This is a genomic window from Vibrio sp. 2-1-2a, assembly GCF_032648565.1.
Classification (GTDB): Bacteria; Pseudomonadota; Gammaproteobacteria; order Enterobacterales; family Vibrionaceae; genus Vibrio; species Vibrio diabolicus.
This window is the reverse complement of the sequence record NZ_WBOH01000004.1, coordinates 395,215-413,113: the sequence shown is the minus strand read 5'-3', so window position 1 is coordinate 413,113 and position 17,899 is coordinate 395,215. Positions and strand designations below refer to the sequence as shown.

The window sequence follows — 17,899 nt, the reverse complement described above, 5'->3', positions numbered from 1 at the left end:
AGCCTGTAGGTAGAACATGACACAATCCACGAAACATACCCCTTTTAACGACAAGCCCACCGTTGCGGTTGTGGGGGCTGGAGTGGTGGGGCTTTGTACCGCCCTAGAAGCACAGCGTCATGGCTTTCAAGTCACTTTGTTTGACAAGGGTTTGCCGGGTGAAGGCGCTTCGTTTGGTAATGCTGGCTATTTAGCAACGGAACTGATTGATCCTCTGGCAACGAAAAAGACACTGGCTGCCGCGCCAAGGATGTGGCTGGATCCCAAGGGGCCGTTGGCTCTTCCTTGGAAGTATTTACCCCAAGCCCTACCTTGGTTAGCGCGTTTTGTTCGCTCTGCTTCTTCTGCACGAGTGGAAGTCAGTCGACAAGCGCTCTACCAGCTCAATCAAGCGGCCGTTCCCGCTTGGCAACGCTGCTTGGCTGATATAGGGGCTGAAGAATATCTTGTTCCGTCAGGTTACCTGTTGGTATGGGAGTCAGAAAATAAGTTAGACGAGGCCAAAACGCATGCTGCTTACCTTGCTCAATGGGACATAGAAAGTGTCCTACTGCAGGGCGCACAACTGAGGGAAAAAGAGCCAGAGCTGGCTGAGACTGTCAGTCACGCTCTGTTTTTCCCTAATGCGTGTCGAGTGAAAGATCCTTATTTACTATCGAAGCAACTGTTTGCGGTTTTTCAAGCGCGCGGTGGGTGTTTTGAACAAACAGAAGTGAGTGAAATTCTTCCGCAAGAGAACGCCGTTGGGGTGGTCACAGCGACGAGTCAAAATAGGTTCGAGCATGTGGTGCTTTGCACCGGCGCTTGGGGTAAGCCTCTGTTAGAACAAACAGGGATATCTGTTCCACTTGAAGCGGAACGCGGGTACCACCTGACGATAGAGACTGCCGACATGGAGACGCCGCCACTCCAACATCCGATTGGCTCTGCGGAGCGTAAATTTGTGATGAGCCCTTTGGCGTCTGGTTTAAGGGTGGTTGGGATCACGGAAATAGGTGGTTTGCGTTTACCTGAGTTTGCTCGCAGGTTTAATGTGCTGCGCCATCACAGTAGGCAACTATTGCCACGATTAAATAACCCTGCTCTTAAAGTGAGTGAATGGATGGGACATAGACCGACTCTGGCGGATTCGTTGCCAGTGATAGACCAGCACCCGCGTCATCCACGGTTATTGTTTGCCTTTGGGAATCAGCACTTGGGGCTGACTCAAGCCGCCATTAGTGCAGAGTTGGTTATTAGCCTATTGCGCCAAGTGGAGCCTGAGTTTGACGTGAAGCCGTATCGGGTAAACCGATTTTAAGACCCACAGACAGCAGATAGTAGCGTGATAAAAAAGCACGTCGAACGGAGTGGGTATCTCACATGTCGATTCACACTGGCACATCATTGATATATTGCCACTTGCCTGCGCTTGATTACGCCCCGCAGATTCGTGGTTGATGATGAATTCCATGGATGTGTACAGAAGAGCGAAATAAGAAAGCCCTTTTAATTAAGGGCTTTATACATGGGCATGGAACTGGTTGGAATCTATTCTATATTCTGGATCTGAATGTCGATTTATTTGTGAAAATTCATTTATATCAATATTTTATTGAACTTAATTCGTTATTTTATATTTTTTAACCACCATATTACCCACCGCTTGGTACTTTATAGACATAACTTTTTGAGTGAGTCGTTTTTGCTTTGTTTGTTTTTATACATATCTTTGTCTGCTCTCTCTATTAGTTGCTTTGCATCTAAATGTTCAGGCTCTCTTGCCTTATGGTGCACGTAGGATCCAACTGAAACAGAAAGGTAGAAATGCTGTCCATTAATACGTATCGGCTCCTGAAGCTTAGCTCTTTTTTGTAAGCAGTTACACCAACTCGTGGTCTTTTGGTGGTCGTAGTTTGGGAGGATGGCAATGAATTCATCTCCTCCAAACCTAGCTATCGTCTGCTTTGGTAGTTGCATTTTTTTCAAGATATTACCTAGTCTTTCAATCATTCTATCTCCGACAACATGACCAGCAGAGTCGTTAATTTTCTTCAACTGATCTAAGTCGATAAATACCAGTGAGAAAGTTCCAATATCATTATCTTGAATTAGAGACTCTATGTGTGTAATGCCTTGAGCACGAGAAGATAAGCCAGTCAAAAAATCAACACTTAAACGCTTCTCTAAGAGTAAAACTCTGTTTGTAAGTTGTTGATTTTCATTCTCTAAGTCTGAAATTTTTTTTAGTATGTTTTTCAGTCCAACATTATTGGGAAGGGGCATGCTTTGTTCATCAATAAGTGAAATGCTACGGGCATGAATATGGCCTTTACTTTTTGACATATCGTTACCTTCAATATCTTGATTGATATTAGGTTACTTTGTTATGCGGCAAGTTATGTCGTAGTAGGTCACTCCTCCGATGTTTCGATCTCATTTTCCTCTAACGTGCTGACTTTGTAGCTGACGGTCGCTAGCTTACCTCTGAGATCAGTATACCGAAGTAAAATTCGTTATTTTTTGAACTTTTTCTGGTTGATATTTGTGCGACACAACTTGTCGCTGGAATCAAATATAATTTGTGTGCATTAAGTCACATGATGGATTGGTTTCACATGTATAGTATCGATGTTCTCATTTATGGAACGAATGTCACGATAGATTTAAACAACGGAATAACTTGGCTTTGTCGAAAAGAAAAAGTACACAAGACTCATTAGTTCTTGTGCTTGAAATACTGAAACGAATCCCTAAGCACAGAAAGATAACGGCTCTAGAAATACGAGAGCAATTAGAAGTAATAGGCATTTCGCGAGATATAAGAACAATACAACGCAATCTAGAGATGTTGAGTGAACACTTTCCCATAGATAGGGATACTCGCTCTAAGCCTTATGGGTACAGTTTTGATAGAAATAGTCACGCACTAGGAGTGAGCTCACTTAATGCTCATGAATCTTTACTCTTGGCTTTAGCAGAGAAGCACCTAAAGTTACTGCTACCAAAAGATGTAATGCAGTCATTAAGACCTCACTTTACAGAGGCTAGGTATAACCTCGAGTTTGACCCTAAAAACCATAAAGATCGCGTGTGGAAAGATAAAATCAAAGTAGTGCGAGAGTCTCAACCTCTTCTAGCGCCAAAAATTGATAACAAAGTTTTAGAAAATATAAGTAAGGCATTGTATGAAGATCGTTTATTGACCGTAACCTATCACAATGCCAATAAGCAAGTTAGAACATCTACAGTTATGCCGCTCGGCCTTGCACAGCAAGGAGTTCGACTTTATCTAGTGTGCCGGTTTGACGGTTTCAACAATGAAAGAAGCTTAGCCGTCCATCGTATAAATGATGCGATAGTTTCGTCATTTAACTTCAAGAGACCGGAGAGCTTTTCGTTGGCTAAATACGATTCTGACGGAAGATTTGGTTTTGGCGAGGGAGAGTTGTGTCGAGTTCAGTTTGATATAGATAAACAGGCTGGATACCACCTTGTTGAGACCCCACTATCGGAAGACCAGATCATAGAAGAGTTGGGAAGCGCCTATAGAGTGTCAGCCACTGTCATTGATTCATTCTTACTTGATAAGTGGCTTAAGAGCTTTGGAACAGACGTCTGTAACATCTATAAAAAGAAAGGAAATAGCAATGTTTATTCAGCACCTTAATGATGAACAACAAGCCGCATTATATTACTTCTCTAAGGAGTTAATTGCAGCTGATGGATACGTTGATGAACGAGAAACTCTACTTTTGGAGGGAATCACTGCTCAATGTAACAACAGTGCAAATTTAGATAAAACGTTTGATATTAAAAAGCTTTCTGCGATCTTTTCAGAAAAGGCGCAGAAAATGGCGTTTCTAATTGAATTAGTTGGTGTTGCTTACGCGGATCAGGTAATTGAAGAAAGTGAAGACAATTTCATAAAAAGTGTAGCAGAAAGCCTAAATGTGGACTTGTCAATCATTGAAGAGTTAAAGGATTGGGTTCAGCGCCAGATGGCTCTTGTGCTCGAAGCAGAAAAATTTTTGGAGAAATAAACATGCCATTACCATTTATTTTAGCAGGTGCTGCTGTTGCAGCAGCAAGTTATGGAGCTAAAAAAGGCTACGACGGGTATCAAGATAAGTCTGAAGCAAACGATATTATTGAGTCTGCAAAGAGAAAGTACGATGAAGAGAGAACTATCTTTGACAAACAGAATGAACAGACAAATAAAAGTTTAACCAGCCTCGGTGAGTTTCAACTACAAGTTGGTAACGATTTTAAAGAGTTCAGAACAATTGCAGAAAAGCTTTTAGTTAAATTGAATCAATCCAACTCTAAGGAGCTAGAAATTGACTTCCCTCAGCATAAGCTTGATGAGATAGATGGTCTCGCGTTATCTACAACAGCTTACATGAGTAAGGTCGCTGGAGCTGGAGCTGCTGGTGCTGCCGCTGCATATGCTGTATACGGTGGCGTTATGGCTATGGCTGCCGCTTCAACAGGAACACCGATTGCCGCTCTATCTGGCGCTGCTGCATATAACGCAACTATGGCCGCTATTGGCGGAGGTTCCCTTGCTGCTGGTGGCTTTGGTATGGCTGGAGGTGCGATGGTTCTTGGTGGTGTTGTTGCAGCTCCTATTATGGCGATTGCTGGGTGGGCTTTTGCCTCTCATGCGGAGGAAGCATTAAGCGATGCAAGAAAAACTCGAGCAGAAGTTAACGAAGCTGTAGGTAAGATGGATAAGGGGCGTAAACAACTAGCCAAAACTAAGTTATATGCCGATAGAATTTACAAAGAGATAGAACGCCTGTATTCAGTATTTAAAGAATACTTTGATAGCCTAAAAGCTTTTGAGCAATTGCTATCGAACAAATCTGACATTTCCAAGTTCGAAGATGACGTTATTCGTCTAATTCAAAATGGCTACCAAATTGCCGCTATTCTCACTGATATCATTACAACACCGCTGTTTAAACCTAAAAAAGACGCACAGGGTAATGTGGTATTAAATGATGAAAACATTGTTCAAATTGAAACTGATAGCGATGGAATGCAAGTGATCAATGAGCCTGGAATAAAAGCTACGCTTGCAAAATCGAGTAATACTCACAAGTAAGTATTGTCCTCGAAGAGATATAAAGGGAGGTTTTTCTCCCTTTTCAATGGAGCTGTATGGTATGTCAGAAACCAATTCACAACATTTTGCGCTAGTCGATGAGCTAAATAAGACGGTTACTAAAAGTTTAGTTACGACGTTCGGTTTGGATTTTTTACTTTTTGAAGACAAAAAAGGTGGTGATGTTGCAACCGTTCACAATGTTCGCCAGCACCAAAAAGGTGATGCTGAAATCTATGTCTCAAAGAGTGTTCAAGCAGAGTATGCGAATAAAGGGGATTACAAACCAGTTAAACATCATGCTGACGGAAGTATCGTAACTGATAGAAAGAACAAACCCAAAAGAGAAGATCGCTACCACTCTCATCAGAATTATAAGGCGAAGGGAAAGGAAGACAAAAAGCTGCAACATGATGGTAATTTACCAGACGAATATCGTAACCAGCTTATGTCTCAGGATGAAAAACGCCAACTAGACCACATCATTTCATCGCATGAAGTCCATAATGATGCGGGAAGAGTGCTTGCAGGGCTAGACGGCGTAGAACTTGCCAATCAGAACTCAAATTTTCAATCGACACATTATTACATCAACAACCTCAAGTCAGATCATTCTATGGATGATTTCTTAGGAACCGTTGTACCAAGGACAATTGAGAACAAGCGTAAAAATATTGAAAGAGATAAACTGCGTTTAGCTTCTATGCCCTCGGAAACTAAACAGCAAAAGCATGAAAAACGTAAACTAGCAGATAAAATCACCAAGCAAAGTGAACAGGTTGCTGTTCTTGAGAGTCTTGATGAAGACAAAATGCGTGAGGCGGATAAGAGAGCAAGACAGCAGTACGATAAGCAGATCAATTTCACTTACTATACCAGCAGTAAGTTTTTTAAGAGTACTGCTATGGCGTCTAGTAAAGCTGGTTTCGCTATGGGGGTTAGACAGGCATTAGGGCTTGTTCTTGCTGAAGTTTGGTTTGAAATAAAAGATACAATTCCTCAGATCTTTAAAGATAAAGAAGAAAACTTCACACTTGATAAGTTCCTAAATAAGCTAAAGGTTACCGCACTAAAAATTTGGGATAGGGTCAAAACTCGATTCAAAGATATTCTGGAAGAGTTTAAAAACGGGGCTTTAGCGGGTGCCCTGTCTAGCTTAAGTTCGACCATAATGAACATCTTTTTCACCACTCAAAAGTTGATTGGAAAACTCCTCCGTGAAACTTGGTCAAGTCTAGTTTCGGCTGCTAAAGTCTTGTTCTTTAATCCGCAGAGACTTAGCCCTGGAGCTTTGGTGCGAGAAGTTACACGTATTTTATCTACTGGTGTTGCGGTTGCAATGGGAGTGATGCTTAACCAACAGTTAGCCTCGCTGATGACATTTCCTCTCGGTATTGAACTAGCCTCGTTTGTTAGCGCGGTGGCTACGGGCATAATGACTATTGGTATCACATACTTTTTAGATCACAGTAAATTAATGCGAAAAGTATGGGATTACCTAGATCAGTTTAAGTCAGTAGAAAAGAGAACCTTGGAATACTTCCAGACGGTAAATGCTGAACTTGATCGATACTTGATTGAGCTTTCCAAAGTTGAGTTTAATCTTTCACCTGATGAACTAGCTGGACTTGTCGACAACTTAGAATCTGTTAGTTGTGAATACGAAAGAAGTATGATGTTGTCGAAAGAAGTAAGTCGAAGAGAGATAGAGTTACCTTTTGAAGACAACAACCTAGATAGTACTAGAGCTTGGTTGATGAGTTTATGAACCAAGTTACCCTAAATCTTTTCCCTTGCTATTCATGCGGTAAATGTTGTGCGAATGTTGATTTATCCGCAGAGACCAAGAGCTTGGACCGAGGTGACGGCATTTGCCGTCATCTCAATGTGGAAAATAAACAATGTCGTATCTATGATACGAGACCGGATATTTGTCGAGTAGAACTACAGTATAGAAGGCATTATGCTTCTACTTATACTTGGCAAGCGTTTGTTGATATAAATCTATCAATATGTGAGAGCTTGCCCGATAAGTTGACCTGAAGTGCTCTAAAAGATACATCGACGCTTGTATACATATAATATAATTCAGCGTAATTGTCAGTGTCACATATAATCAGGAATAGCTTGCGTTTTTGATGGCTTTTCTGTCTATGCTGCTCGTGTTTATCAATCTCCTGATGCATCTAGGGCTATTCCTTAAGGATGAAGCATGAATTTTAGTTTTAGGAGCTTATTAACTAGGAAGATAGTGAGTCGGTTAACTGTTCGAGCGCTTTCGTCAACATTAAGTTTCTCTCTTCAAGTGAGTCTACTTTATTACGCATTTCTTCTAATTGGCCCTCCTTCTGACGGCTTTTCGCCTTTAGCAAATCGTAACTTTCGAGCTTTTTATTCAGTAAGTCATTATCTCTTTCTAGCCTTCGAATCTCTCTTTTAAGTGCCGTTCCATCGATAATTGATTCTACAGCTTGACCTAAATTATCTAATCGATATTTCTTTTTAACCTTCTTGAGAAAAGTGTGAGTTTTGTCATCAACATAGACAGTATGCACTTTTCTTGCTCTTTTTTTTCTTCGGCAGTATTGCGCCCAAGATTTCTTCATGTTCGATAGTTTCTCTTTCCTTAAAGCTGGCTCTGGAATTCTAGAAAAGTAGTGCTCAGCTTGCTCTAAGATGTTCTGTTGCCGAGAGGTTGTAAGTATGTCGTCCACGGAAGGAAGACTTTTAGGTATCCCTTTTTTAGTAAAATACTCAGTTACCCATTGGGTCATTTTCTTGTTCTTAAAATTAACCCACTTCTTAAAATTATCGATTTCCTTACTCACTATCTTTCCTTTAACTTGTTTTGCTACATGTAGCTTTACATGTAAATAATATACTGTCAAAAATTATGATATTATAAACTTAATAGGTATTATAAATGAAAAGTGGCGATCGTGATTAGTGTAATTCTCCAGTCCTGGAAAGGGCTTAAGCCTCAGGACAAAGTCGTATACTTACATTGGATTTGGTGTACTAGAGAACAAAGAAATGTGTTCCTATCAATTGCATCTCTGGCGGAAAAGTTAAAAATAAAAGAGTCGACAGTTCGTGGTTCGGTAGCACGCTTATGCATGTGTGATAAGGTAATTTTTAATAATGAGCAGTCATCGTATGCTGTCGTTTGTCCAGCAGGTTTTGATCGCTCTCAGGCGTGCCCTAATGAGAAGTTAGCTTCAATTCTAGCAATACTAGGTATTGGAGGATCCCTAACAGATGAACGTGCTGAAGCGTTGGCGAAGCGACTACTTAAAGTTGTATTGGTTTCTTTAACGGATGAGTTAGGGGTTATTGAAAGTATTAGTTTTTCTCATCTTTCTAAAGTGACCGGAATGACAAGGCAAAGGTTACGCCGTTACATAAACGAGTTAGTAGCTGATAGATTTATTTTGAAGTTTGTCGCTGGTTGTAATGCACCTTACCTATACAAAAAGAGTCATTCGATTTGCATCATAGACCCAACGGTGTTTGGTGGTAGTAGGATTGAGTTAATAGGTTTTAAAGCAGAGAAGATGCTTGGGTGTGAGCCTAATCAGCGGATAAGGAGTCGAATAGCACAAGGCCAAAGAGGATGGAATCTTTTGTCGAATGAGATAATTAGACATAACCTTTTAGGCAGGCTGAACCACTTTTTTGACGAACTAGTATCACAAAATATTCGAGACAAATTAACGATAGACTACCACGCTTGTAGTCGAGATATTATTGCTTTGACGAACTTGGAGGAGGTAAATAACGATCTTCATAAGATATGGCTTAGGGATATTGATCATTTCTCTGATTTTTTCTTAAGTATCGTTCGTGAGCAGATCACAAAAAGCAAGTCAAAGGGCCCCTTCGATATCTATTTCGTTAGAACAGAAACCTCTTGTTATGTGCTGTCAAATATAGGTAATGCATACTCAGGTGAGCTCAGCGTGATTGATAGTGATTCTGCTGTCTTTCAGCCTGGTTCGGATGAAGATGCTTGGGTAATTAAAGGCGTTTTTTTGTACGATTAATCGTTCATAAATCGCTTTGATGTTATTGATAAGTTCCGAGCAGTTTTACGTTTAGTTATGTTAGGCAAAGCTTTGTCGCTAAAGGTTAGTCGAGAAGTAATTGTCAATAGGAAATGACAGATACAGTAATATACGCTTTAAAGGGTTAATTAACGTTACTACACCTACCCCTAAGTAGGTGATGGAATATGAGGTAAAAAATTATATGAGTAGGGATACCTGTGAACACATCCAGCAGGTACTTACTCATGAAAGAATCAACATACAACGGATTACTTATTCTAGGCACTCTTAAAGATAATGAAGAAGGTTATTTAGAGCAGTTAATCGAAACAATGAACTACTCTATCGAAGAGTACCCTAGAACCTATGCGATACGAGTCGACTTGCGACTACCGTCTCATGGCTTTCTTGATGATCTTACTCGCGATGAAGCTGTGAGCTATAACATTCGTCGTACAAAGCTAATGTCGCGGTTCAAAGATTCATTAAGTGAAAAGATTAAAGCTCAAGGAATACGAAGGAAAAGAATGGGCAAGAGGGCAGCTCAGTGCAAAGTGAGATACGCATGGGCTAGAGAGCAGGACACATCAATGCATGAGCATTATCACCTTGTTCTGCTTTTCAATAAAGACCGCTTTTTCACAATTGGTCGCTATAAACAAAGAGATTCTTTGGCAAACCTTATTATTGGTGCATGGAGAAGCGCTTTAGGGTGTAGTGAGGAACAGGCTTTAGGTTTGGTCCATTTTCCGATTAACCATAGTTACTATATCGAAAAAAATAGTGAATACTTTGCCGAGCAATATTCGGAGCTGTTTTATCGTATTAGCTATCTAGCTAAGAAGAGAACTAAGCGCTATGGTGAGGGGCATCGTTGCTTTGGCTGTAGCACTAGGTAACCTCGACTAAGGGGTTAAAAAAAAGGGGAGAGAATCCCCTTATCCTTTATGACGATGCCTTAAGTCCCATACGCCCCACTGACTCGCTTGAATATGCGCACGAGCGTCACGTTTAAGCTGAGTCAATGTGAAGGTGTTTGAGAAGATGTCACCACTTAGACAGTAGCTACAGAACTGATGACAGTTTTCATTTAACAGAGAATAGTCTGTTTGCACACCTAGCATGGCTTCTGCAATTTGAGCGGTAAACTCGCTGCCAATGGAATGGCCGTGAGCATTGCAACTCACGTAAATGGAAAGGGCTGTGGTATCTGCTAGGAATTGATGAATTGATACGGCTTCGATAAGACCTTTGCCATTACGGTGGATGATACGTCCATTTCCCACGTAGACACCCGAATGCTCAGCAGTACCAAATGCGAGATCGCAATATACAATGCTACCTCTGATTGGTTGATTGGTTTTCCAGAATAAGTTTTGGATTAAACTTTTCGATAAACTGCCAACTAGAAAGCTTCCTATTGCGTGATATGGGTTCATGTTATTTGCTCTCAAATGTAATAATTGCGAAACTCAAAAAGGCTCTGAGCTTAATGTTTATAAGGGATTGGCGGTCCCGCCCCCTCACTAAATGACCCGGTTTAAAGTTCAAGAGAAACAAAGTCTTTATCGACTTCATCTTGAGTGATACCGATATAGCGAAGGGTGACGCCCTCAGATGTGTGACGAAGCATTTTCATGACACGGGCTATATCCTTTGTAGATTGGTAAAGAAAGTAGCCTCGTGTCTTTCTCATCGAATGAGTACCTAAAGCGATATCTAGCTCTTGGCCTACTTGTTGAAATGCCATGGACACAGCACGTCGCGTGATTGGCTGCGGTGGTTTGTTTTTCAACTGTTGGCATCGGTGGGATTGAAACAAATAGATGTGGTCGGGATGTTGCTCCCTTAATCTAGCAATATGCTGCTGTGCTTTGGTATTGAGTTGAATGTTTGCCAGCTTGCCGGTTTTGCTTTCACGAATAATAAGTCGGTCACCATGAATGTCTTCAAAGCGGATCGATAACAAATCAGAAATCCGCAGTGCCAGGTTTAATCCGATATGCCACACATCGGCCATTTGCGGATTACAACGAATACTCAATAGATGACCAACCAGGCGTATGGTGTCATTGTCTTTGATTGCTTGGACCTCAGCCATAATCTGCTTCCTTTTTTGTCTGTAGAAGGTTTTTTGGGGAAGCACAGAGCTGACGATATCGAGAACCTTTTGTGCAATAAGGGATTGAAGCTTCCCGTTTTAACAATATGGGAAGCAGGCATCGGCGTAGCTCTATGCGGGTGGTTTTGTTGAATGTTTGGTAAGGGAAGGGGAGTGCTCTGGGGTAGTAAGTGGATTGGCTTTGGTTGTTAGCCACACTTAATCTGAATTTGGTTGTAAGCGTCCATTGCCACATAAGCTAGAAAGTTACTCTCCCACATTTCATATAGCTCGGTTGTTTCTTGTAGGTGCATGCCAAGCCAGCCGCTAAAGCGTGCGAAAGCGACGTTGTTAGCAAAATCAAAAGTCAGGTCGGGAACCAGTTCCGGTGTCACGTCACCCACATAAACGCGGTCCGTTATCTCCCTAATGGCTATATGGCTGTCTTTAATATCGATGGTGATAGAGACAGGATGAAACCCGCCTTCTTTCGGGTGGTAACTAGTGTCCTTAAAACGGATAGTCAGCCGCCCTCGGTAATTAACATCATGAATAGAGCGTTTGATTAAGTCTTTGAGTTGGAGTGAAGGCTTGGCTCGCTTGCATGCGAACATAGCCAGGTTAGCAGCTTGATTCATAGTGACCTCTTTGAGAGAAATGGAGATTAGCGAATGGGGGTAATGTCGATTGAGATTGCAGAGTGTGCGATGAGCGATCGAGTGACTGCTGTAAGCCAACTGGCGAGTAAGGTTTGTACTTCTGGCCTTTGTAAGCTGCACTGCTTGATTTCAGGGTGATAGAACCAACAACCCGCGAAGTTGAAATACAGCGATAACTCTTTTTGTGGCGTACCTGTGACGACAACATCAAAGGTTGCGATAAAGCGAAGCTGCCAGGGCGAATCACTGGATGTGCGTTCTAATTGAATTTCAATGGGCTGAAATCGTTGGTCAGTCTCTTGAGAGCGTATGTTTAACGCTAATCGTTCAACTGTATTAGGAATGGTGCTGTCCAATAGCAGGGCATCAAGAAAGCAATGCATTGGAGTAACGAGCTCATCATTAAGCCCGGAAACAATAAACTCACTCATATCAATCCTTTTTCAGCAAATGAGACACAGTCTTCACCAACAACGATGTGGTCTAAAACACGGATATCCACGAGCTTTAGAGCGTCGATAAGTCGCTGAGTAATGCGTTTGTCGGCTTGGCTAGGCTCAGCAATGCCGGAAGGGTGGTTGTGGGCAAAAATCACCGCGGCAGCGTTGTGGTTTAGTGCTGTCTTCAATACTTCACGGGGATAAATCGAAGCGGCGTCAATCGTGCCAAAGAACAACTCTTCGAAACTGATCAATTGATGTTGATTATCAAGAAACATCACGGCAAACACTTCGCGGTCATGAGCTCCTAATTTGAGCTTTAAATACTCTTTGACATTGGTTGGGTTAGTGAACGTGCCTTCACGTTTGTATTTCGTAGCCAGTGCTTCGGCTGCACGCTCTAGCAGTTCATTGAGTTCTGAAGTCTCAAAGGGGTAGTCATGGTCAGTCTTTTGGGTACGCATAAGGGCTCCTTGGGGTATCTGTTTGGTTCTGCGTACTGATGAAATATATCTGAAAGGGTTTTAAATCAGGCTTGTTAGGAATTGGAGGATAGAAAGCAAGCGTGCCCAGAGACAGGTAAAAAATAACTGACTTGCAGTTGTTATGTAGGAATCGCTGTAAAGCAAGTTATTAACAATCAAGCCAAATCAAAGAATGTATCGGCTTATTAGTCTCTGGAGAGTATGACAATGAAGACAGAAATTTATGTAGAAGCGGCCATGGTGAGAAAGCAAAGAGGTCGTCTTGTTGGCGGTGTTGGCTTAATCGTGATCGATGATGATGCGTGCATTGAACATGAAGATTGGGAGTATTTTGACTATGTCGCAGACCAAACTTACCTAGAGCTGTCAGCGCTTGCTTTTGGGTTAAAGCATGCGAGAGATGGCGATATTATCTATTCAAGCAGCGATTATTGCGTCAAAGGCTTTAATGAGTGGTTAGATGGCTGGAAGCGACGAGATTGGCGTAAAGCAAATAAAGAATCGATAGCTAATGCAGAGCTCTGGCGGCTGGTGGATGAAAGAAGCGCGGAGAAGCGTGTTGAGGTGAGAAAAGTCGCTGCCTGTTCAGCAGGAAAAGATGCAGCTTATAGATACGCTCTCCTGGCGACGAAACGTCAGTTGTAAGGACAATGAATCACTTGCTGGTAGTTCCAGCAAGTGATTCATCTTTGTGTGTTGCTCTTTACAGGAACTATTAGCTGTAGCCTTAGAGTAGGCGAGTAGGAAAAGTAAAAAATAACGTAGCGGCCTTTGTTATGAGTTGAACTACATAACAAGGTTTTAAAATGTTGAATTTTCTTAATTTAGAGCAAGTGGAAACCAAAACAACACTATGCAAAAGCTCCATCTATAAGCTAATGAAAAATGGGGAGTTTCCAAAAAACTTCACCGTATTAGGTAAACGTAAGGCCTGGAATGAAAAGGAGGTTGAAGATTGGATGATGAGTAAGTTAGGTGCTGTTAAAGAATAATAACTAGTAAGTAGTTGAGGTGCTAAGATCTTAACTACTTTCTTTTCTGAGACCTACGGTTCCATAGTAAAAGAGATAAAAGCAGGCTGCTTAATATTTTTTAGGGACAAAATACGTGATAATGTAAGACCTAATAAATTTAATTAGGTTGGGTATGTGGTATTCCTTGCTATCAGTATAGATAGCTCGAAGGTTGATTAAATGTGATGAAGAAGAGTAAAGGGTGAAGTCTCGTCTCAAATTTCAATCGGTTTTTGAGAGATAACGATCTGAATGATAAGAAAAAATGTCAAGATTAAGGCGGAGGTAGAATTAAATACATTACCTCAAGCTACCAGGGAGCGTATAGCGCACATTGATTTCACTTTGTTATTCAAAGGTGAAGCTGTACGAGCTGATTTGGTTGGGCGATTCGGTATCGCACCAACCCAAGCAACCAAAGATTTCACCCTGTATCGAGAACTTGCACCGGGTAATATTAAGTATGACCAAAAGCTCAAGTTGCATAAACGTGGTGAATCTTTTGAACCCTTGTTTGATTATGACGTAGTGAGAACATTAGCCACAATCAGTCAAGGATATGGTGATGGTTTTACCGGGAAGATAAAACCCACACTTGCTTGTGAAGCCCATTATCACGTGAACAAGCCAAGTTTATCGTTAGTGGCAAAAGTCACCGAGGCCATATACAAACGTAAAGCTCTTAGTATTACTTACATGTCTCTATCAAGCGGTGAAACAAAGCGTGAAATTGTCCCGCATACACTGGTGGACAATGGTTTACGTTGGCATGTCCGTGGTTTTGACCGCATGCAGTGTGAATTCAGAGATTTTGTACTGACTAGGATTAAAGATGCTGAAGTGCTTGATAGCTCAGTCCTTTCTGAATCTGAACTCGAAACACAAGATCGGCAATGGAACTTTTTTGTAGAGCTAGAATTAGTACCTCACCCGAAAATAGAACACGGTGAAGCGATTGAGCTGGACTATGGTATGGTCAATGGAGTAATGAAAATTGAAGTTAGAGCGGCAACAGCTGGCTATTTACTAAGGCGATGGAATGTTGACTGTTCGCAAAATCATTCATTAAAAGGGCTCGAATATCAACTGTGGCTAAAAAACAAGAAAGCATTGTGTGGAGTACCAAGCTTAGCTTTGGCACCGAGTTATGAGGAAGATGAATGAACAATATCACGCCGTATCATGCAAAATATTTTGCTCATGAGCTTTCTATTCTTCATGCCAACAACGGTGTTGATAGATTGTCGCAGTCGCTGTTTGATGCAAGTGTCGATCTAAACCCACACCAAATTGAAGCGGCGCTTTTCGCCATTGAAAACCCGCTAAGCAAAGGTGTGGTGCTTGCTGATGAAGTAGGTCTGGGCAAAACGATTGAGGCGGGGTTGGTACTTTGTCAGTACTGGGCTGAACGTAAACGACAGCTGTTGATTATTTGCCCAGCGTCTTTGAGACGTCAGTGGGCCAGTGAGTTGTCAGAGAAGTTTAACCTACCATCGCAAGTAATTGATGCGAAAACTTATAACCAGTTTCAAAAAGATGGCATATATAACCCACTGAATAACAGGCAAATCATCATTATGTCTTACCATTATGCAGCAAGGTTAGAAGACAAGCTGGTCGCAGAAATGTGGGACTTAGTTGTTATTGATGAAGCCCATAAACTAAGAAATGCTCACCGTGAAAGCAACAAAATGGGGCAGGTTCTCAAACGTGCTTTAGATGGTCGAAAGAAGCTGTTATTGACCGCAACACCGTTACAGAACTCTTTGATGGAGCTCTATGGAATGTCGACTCTGATCGACGAGCATGCTTTCGGCGATCCAAAAGCGTTTCGCAAGCAGTTCATGCAAGCAGATAGCGATACTTTGGAGTTAAAAGAGCGTTTGGCTGGTTTTGTAAAACGTACACTGCGCAAGAATGTGCTCGAGTACATCAAATACACAGAACGTAAAGCGATCACTATTCCTTTTTATCCTAGCGAACAAGAACAAGAGCTATATGATCGTGTGCAGTTATTGCTAGAACGAGAAGATAGTTATGCCTTACCCAAAAGGCACAGGCACTTAACAGGCTTGATATTAAGAAAGCTCTTGTCTTCGAGTACAAAGGCCGTGCTGAACAACTTGCAGATCCTTAAGTACCGTTTGGAAAAGCTAGCTCAAAATGGAGCTAATGAAAGTGAAATAGACATTGTTCAGCAGATTATTACGGATGATGATCTAGAAGATGACTTTGTTGATGAGTTTGAAAGCGCACCTGAAGAACAAGAAGGTAAAAAAATAGATCTAAAGGCCCTACAGGCTGAAATTGTAGAGTTGGAGCTACTGATTGCTAAAGCGGAGCGAATCAGCGTAGATACCAAGTCTAAAGAGTTACTGGTTGGTTTGGAAAAAGGCTTCGCGCAACTACAAGAAATGGGGGCTGCCAAGAAAGTTATTATCTTTACTGAATCAATGCGCACTCAGCAGTATCTAGCTCAGTTTTTAGAAAATAACGGCTACGCCAATAAGGTTGTCACTTTCAGTGGTACTAATAACACCCCGCAAGCTAACAAGATTTATCAACAGTGGCGTGAGGAGTATCAAGGCTCCTCACACATTACAGGGTCTGCACAAATCGATAAACGCTCAGCGCTTATCGATCATTTTAAAGACCATGCTGAAATTATGATTGCGACGGAAGCAGCAGCAGAAGGCGTTAACCTTCAGTTCTGTTCGCTACTGATAAATTATGATCTGCCTTGGAACCCTCAACGTGTCGAACAGCGGATTGGCCGCTGTCATCGCTACGGGCAAAAGTTTGATGTTGTTGTAGTTAACTTCCTTAATCGACGAAACCAGGCAGATCAGCGGGTGCTCGAGCTGTTGACAGAAAAGTTTAATCTTTTTGACGGTGTGTTTGGAGCCTCGGACAGTGTGATTGGCAGTATCGAAAGCGGGGTTGATTTCGAAAAACGCATTCAATCGATTTACGAGTCTTGCCGTACGCCAGACGAGATTGAAGCGGCGTTCTCTTCGCTGCAAAAGGAGTTAGAGGACGAAATTAATAACAAAATGCAAAAGACACAAGCGCAGCTACTTGAGCATTTTGATGAAGATATTCATGACATCCTAAAAATCAAACTGGATGAGGCCAAAGAGCGTTTGGATAAGGTTGGCCGCTGGTTTTGGGCCGTTACTCACCAACAACTAAAAGAGCAAGCGCTCTTTGACCATGACAACTACCGTTTTACACTTCAAAAGTCAGTCAATCAGATGCCTGTAGGCCAATATCAGTTGCTCAGAAAAGCGGGAAAAGGAGACAGTGAACTTCAGGTTCAGGACCATCACAGTTTCGCGTACAGGATCAACCATCCCTTGGGTGAATATGTTATTGATGCCGCTAAATCTCAGGAAACCAGTAATACAGAGCTCGTTTTTGATTGCACCAATCATGCGGCCAAAGTTTCTGTCGCTGAAAAACTGAAGGGGCAGTCGGGGTGGTTAACTTTAAATGTGCTGGCTGTCGATGCATTCAATCGCCAAGAGTTTTTGTTGTTTACCGCACGAACTGACAGTGGGCGGCTTGTAGACAGTGAGGCTTGCAAGAGGCTGTTTAGCATTGGTGCAACCGTAAACAATACCTTTTTTGATGCTGAGGTTCATACTTTACCCGTTGACTTGGTTGAACAAAAAAACAGGCAGGTTGAGGCCAAGCTTGCAGAAGTGATGGACCAAAACAATGCGTTATTCGAAGTAGAGCGGGAAAAGTTGGAAAAGTGGGCAGAAGATAAAATGTTCGCAGCTGAAGAAGCATTACGAGATACCAAAGCACAGATCAAGTCGGTTAAACGAGAATCAAGATATGCGTTAACGGTGGAAGAGCAAAAGCTAAACCAAGAAAAACTGCAAAAACTCGAACGACAGCAAAAGCGTCAGCGTATGGAAATCTTCGATGTAGAAGATGAGATTGCTGATAAGCGCGACGAAATGATAGCAGCTCTTGAAGCGCGTATGAAACAAAAGACAGAAGTAACCGAATTATTCACCATTCGTTGGCAAGTGATTTAATAAATTTAAAGAGAAAA

Annotated in this window: 19 protein-coding genes; 12 read left to right on the top strand and 7 right to left on the bottom strand. The window is 41.8% G+C overall.

Annotation, left to right across the window (positions count from 1 at the left end):
- Positions 1–16: 16 nt before the first annotated feature.
- Positions 17–1,300 (top strand): FAD-dependent oxidoreductase, encoded by a 1,284-nt coding sequence (locus tag F7Y48_RS13705; protein ID WP_316684701.1) that lies wholly within the window; start codon positions 17–19, stop codon positions 1,298–1,300.
- 353 nt (positions 1,301–1,653) lie between these two features.
- On the opposite strand, the gene F7Y48_RS13700 is transcribed toward F7Y48_RS13705, so the two are convergent.
- A complete protein-coding gene (locus F7Y48_RS13700) occupies positions 1,654–2,325 on the bottom strand; it encodes a GGDEF domain-containing protein (RefSeq protein ID WP_316684699.1) in 672 nt (223 codons plus the stop codon).
- 337 nt (positions 2,326–2,662) lie between these two features.
- On the opposite strand from F7Y48_RS13700, the gene F7Y48_RS13695 reads away from it, so the two are divergent.
- From F7Y48_RS13695 to F7Y48_RS23600, 5 genes are all read left to right on the top strand, one after another.
- Complete coding sequence (locus F7Y48_RS13695) at positions 2,663–3,649, top strand: helix-turn-helix transcriptional regulator (RefSeq protein ID WP_081886403.1); 987 nt, start codon at positions 2,663–2,665, stop codon at positions 3,647–3,649.
- Entirely contained in the window at positions 3,630–4,022 is a 393-nt protein-coding gene (locus tag F7Y48_RS13690; protein WP_021451742.1) for a TerB family tellurite resistance protein, read from the top strand. Before F7Y48_RS13695 ends, F7Y48_RS13690 begins: the two co-directional genes overlap by 20 nt.
- 2 nt (positions 4,023–4,024) lie before the next feature.
- Positions 4,025–5,089 (top strand): hypothetical protein, encoded by a 1,065-nt coding sequence (locus F7Y48_RS13685; protein ID WP_046874126.1) that lies wholly within the window; start codon positions 4,025–4,027, stop codon positions 5,087–5,089.
- Positions 5,090–5,150: 61 nt separating this feature from the next.
- A complete protein-coding gene (locus tag F7Y48_RS13680) occupies positions 5,151–6,857 on the top strand; it encodes an ATPase (RefSeq protein WP_316684694.1) in 1,707 nt (568 codons plus the stop codon).
- Positions 6,854–7,132: a YkgJ family cysteine cluster protein gene (locus tag F7Y48_RS23600; protein WP_410483272.1), complete on the top strand. Its 279-nt coding sequence runs from the start codon at positions 6,854–6,856 to the stop codon at positions 7,130–7,132. The genes F7Y48_RS13680 and F7Y48_RS23600 overlap by 4 nt, the downstream gene beginning before the upstream one ends.
- A gap of 197 nt (positions 7,133–7,329) precedes the next feature.
- Here F7Y48_RS23600 and F7Y48_RS13675 read toward each other — a convergent pair whose 3' ends face one another.
- On the bottom strand, positions 7,330–7,917 hold the full coding sequence (locus tag F7Y48_RS13675) for a hypothetical protein (RefSeq protein ID WP_316684692.1): 588 nt from the start codon (positions 7,915–7,917) through the stop codon (positions 7,330–7,332).
- Positions 7,918–8,028: 111 nt separating this feature from the next.
- Between F7Y48_RS13675 and F7Y48_RS13670 the strand changes: the two genes are divergently transcribed.
- Together F7Y48_RS13670 and F7Y48_RS13665 are read left to right on the top strand one after the other, a co-directional pair.
- A complete protein-coding gene (locus tag F7Y48_RS13670) occupies positions 8,029–9,132 on the top strand; it encodes a hypothetical protein (RefSeq protein WP_316684690.1) in 1,104 nt (367 codons plus the stop codon).
- A gap of 248 nt (positions 9,133–9,380) precedes the next feature.
- Positions 9,381–10,034, top strand: coding sequence for an inovirus Gp2 family protein (locus tag F7Y48_RS13665; protein ID WP_033905931.1), 654 nt, complete (start codon positions 9,381–9,383; stop codon positions 10,032–10,034).
- A 39-nt stretch (positions 10,035–10,073) separates the two neighbouring features.
- Here F7Y48_RS13665 and F7Y48_RS13660 read toward each other — a convergent pair whose 3' ends face one another.
- The 5 genes from F7Y48_RS13660 to radC all read right to left on the bottom strand — a co-directional run bounded on the left by F7Y48_RS13660 (position 10,074) and on the right by radC (position 12,799).
- On the bottom strand, positions 10,074–10,574 hold the full coding sequence (locus tag F7Y48_RS13660; RefSeq protein WP_316684687.1) for a lecithin retinol acyltransferase family protein: 501 nt from the start codon (positions 10,572–10,574) through the stop codon (positions 10,074–10,076).
- Between the two features lie 101 nt (positions 10,575–10,675).
- A complete protein-coding gene (locus F7Y48_RS13655) occupies positions 10,676–11,236 on the bottom strand; it encodes a tyrosine-type recombinase/integrase (protein WP_316684685.1) in 561 nt (186 codons plus the stop codon).
- Positions 11,237–11,445: 209 nt separating this feature from the next.
- On the bottom strand, positions 11,446–11,874 hold the full coding sequence (locus F7Y48_RS13650) for a DUF2787 family protein (protein WP_316684684.1): 429 nt from the start codon (positions 11,872–11,874) through the stop codon (positions 11,446–11,448).
- A 26-nt stretch (positions 11,875–11,900) separates the two neighbouring features.
- Positions 11,901–12,326, bottom strand: a complete 426-nt coding sequence (locus F7Y48_RS13645) for a DUF2787 family protein (RefSeq protein WP_316684683.1) — start codon at positions 12,324–12,326, stop codon at positions 11,901–11,903.
- On the bottom strand, positions 12,323–12,799 hold the full coding sequence (gene radC, locus F7Y48_RS13640) for a RadC family protein (protein ID WP_029834116.1): 477 nt from the start codon (positions 12,797–12,799) through the stop codon (positions 12,323–12,325). Before radC ends, F7Y48_RS13645 begins: the two co-directional genes overlap by 4 nt.
- A 228-nt stretch (positions 12,800–13,027) precedes the next feature.
- Between radC and F7Y48_RS13635 the strand changes: the two genes are divergently transcribed.
- From F7Y48_RS13635 to F7Y48_RS13620, 4 genes are all read left to right on the top strand, one after another.
- Complete coding sequence (locus F7Y48_RS13635; RefSeq protein ID WP_316684680.1) at positions 13,028–13,465, top strand: RNase H family protein; 438 nt, start codon at positions 13,028–13,030, stop codon at positions 13,463–13,465.
- A 161-nt stretch (positions 13,466–13,626) separates the two neighbouring features.
- Positions 13,627–13,812 carry an AlpA family phage regulatory protein gene (locus F7Y48_RS13630; protein ID WP_046874118.1) on the top strand — a complete coding sequence of 62 codons (186 nt, stop codon included), beginning with the start codon at positions 13,627–13,629 and terminating at the stop codon, positions 13,810–13,812.
- Positions 13,813–14,085: 273 nt separating this feature from the next.
- Positions 14,086–14,997 carry a WYL domain-containing protein gene (locus tag F7Y48_RS13625; RefSeq protein ID WP_258693483.1) on the top strand — a complete coding sequence of 304 codons (912 nt, stop codon included), beginning with the start codon at positions 14,086–14,088 and terminating at the stop codon, positions 14,995–14,997.
- Positions 14,994–17,882 carry an SNF2-related protein gene (locus tag F7Y48_RS13620; protein WP_316684678.1) on the top strand — a complete coding sequence of 963 codons (2,889 nt, stop codon included), beginning with the start codon at positions 14,994–14,996 and terminating at the stop codon, positions 17,880–17,882. Before F7Y48_RS13625 ends, F7Y48_RS13620 begins: the two co-directional genes overlap by 4 nt.
- The last annotated feature ends 17 nt before the right edge of the window (positions 17,883–17,899 follow it).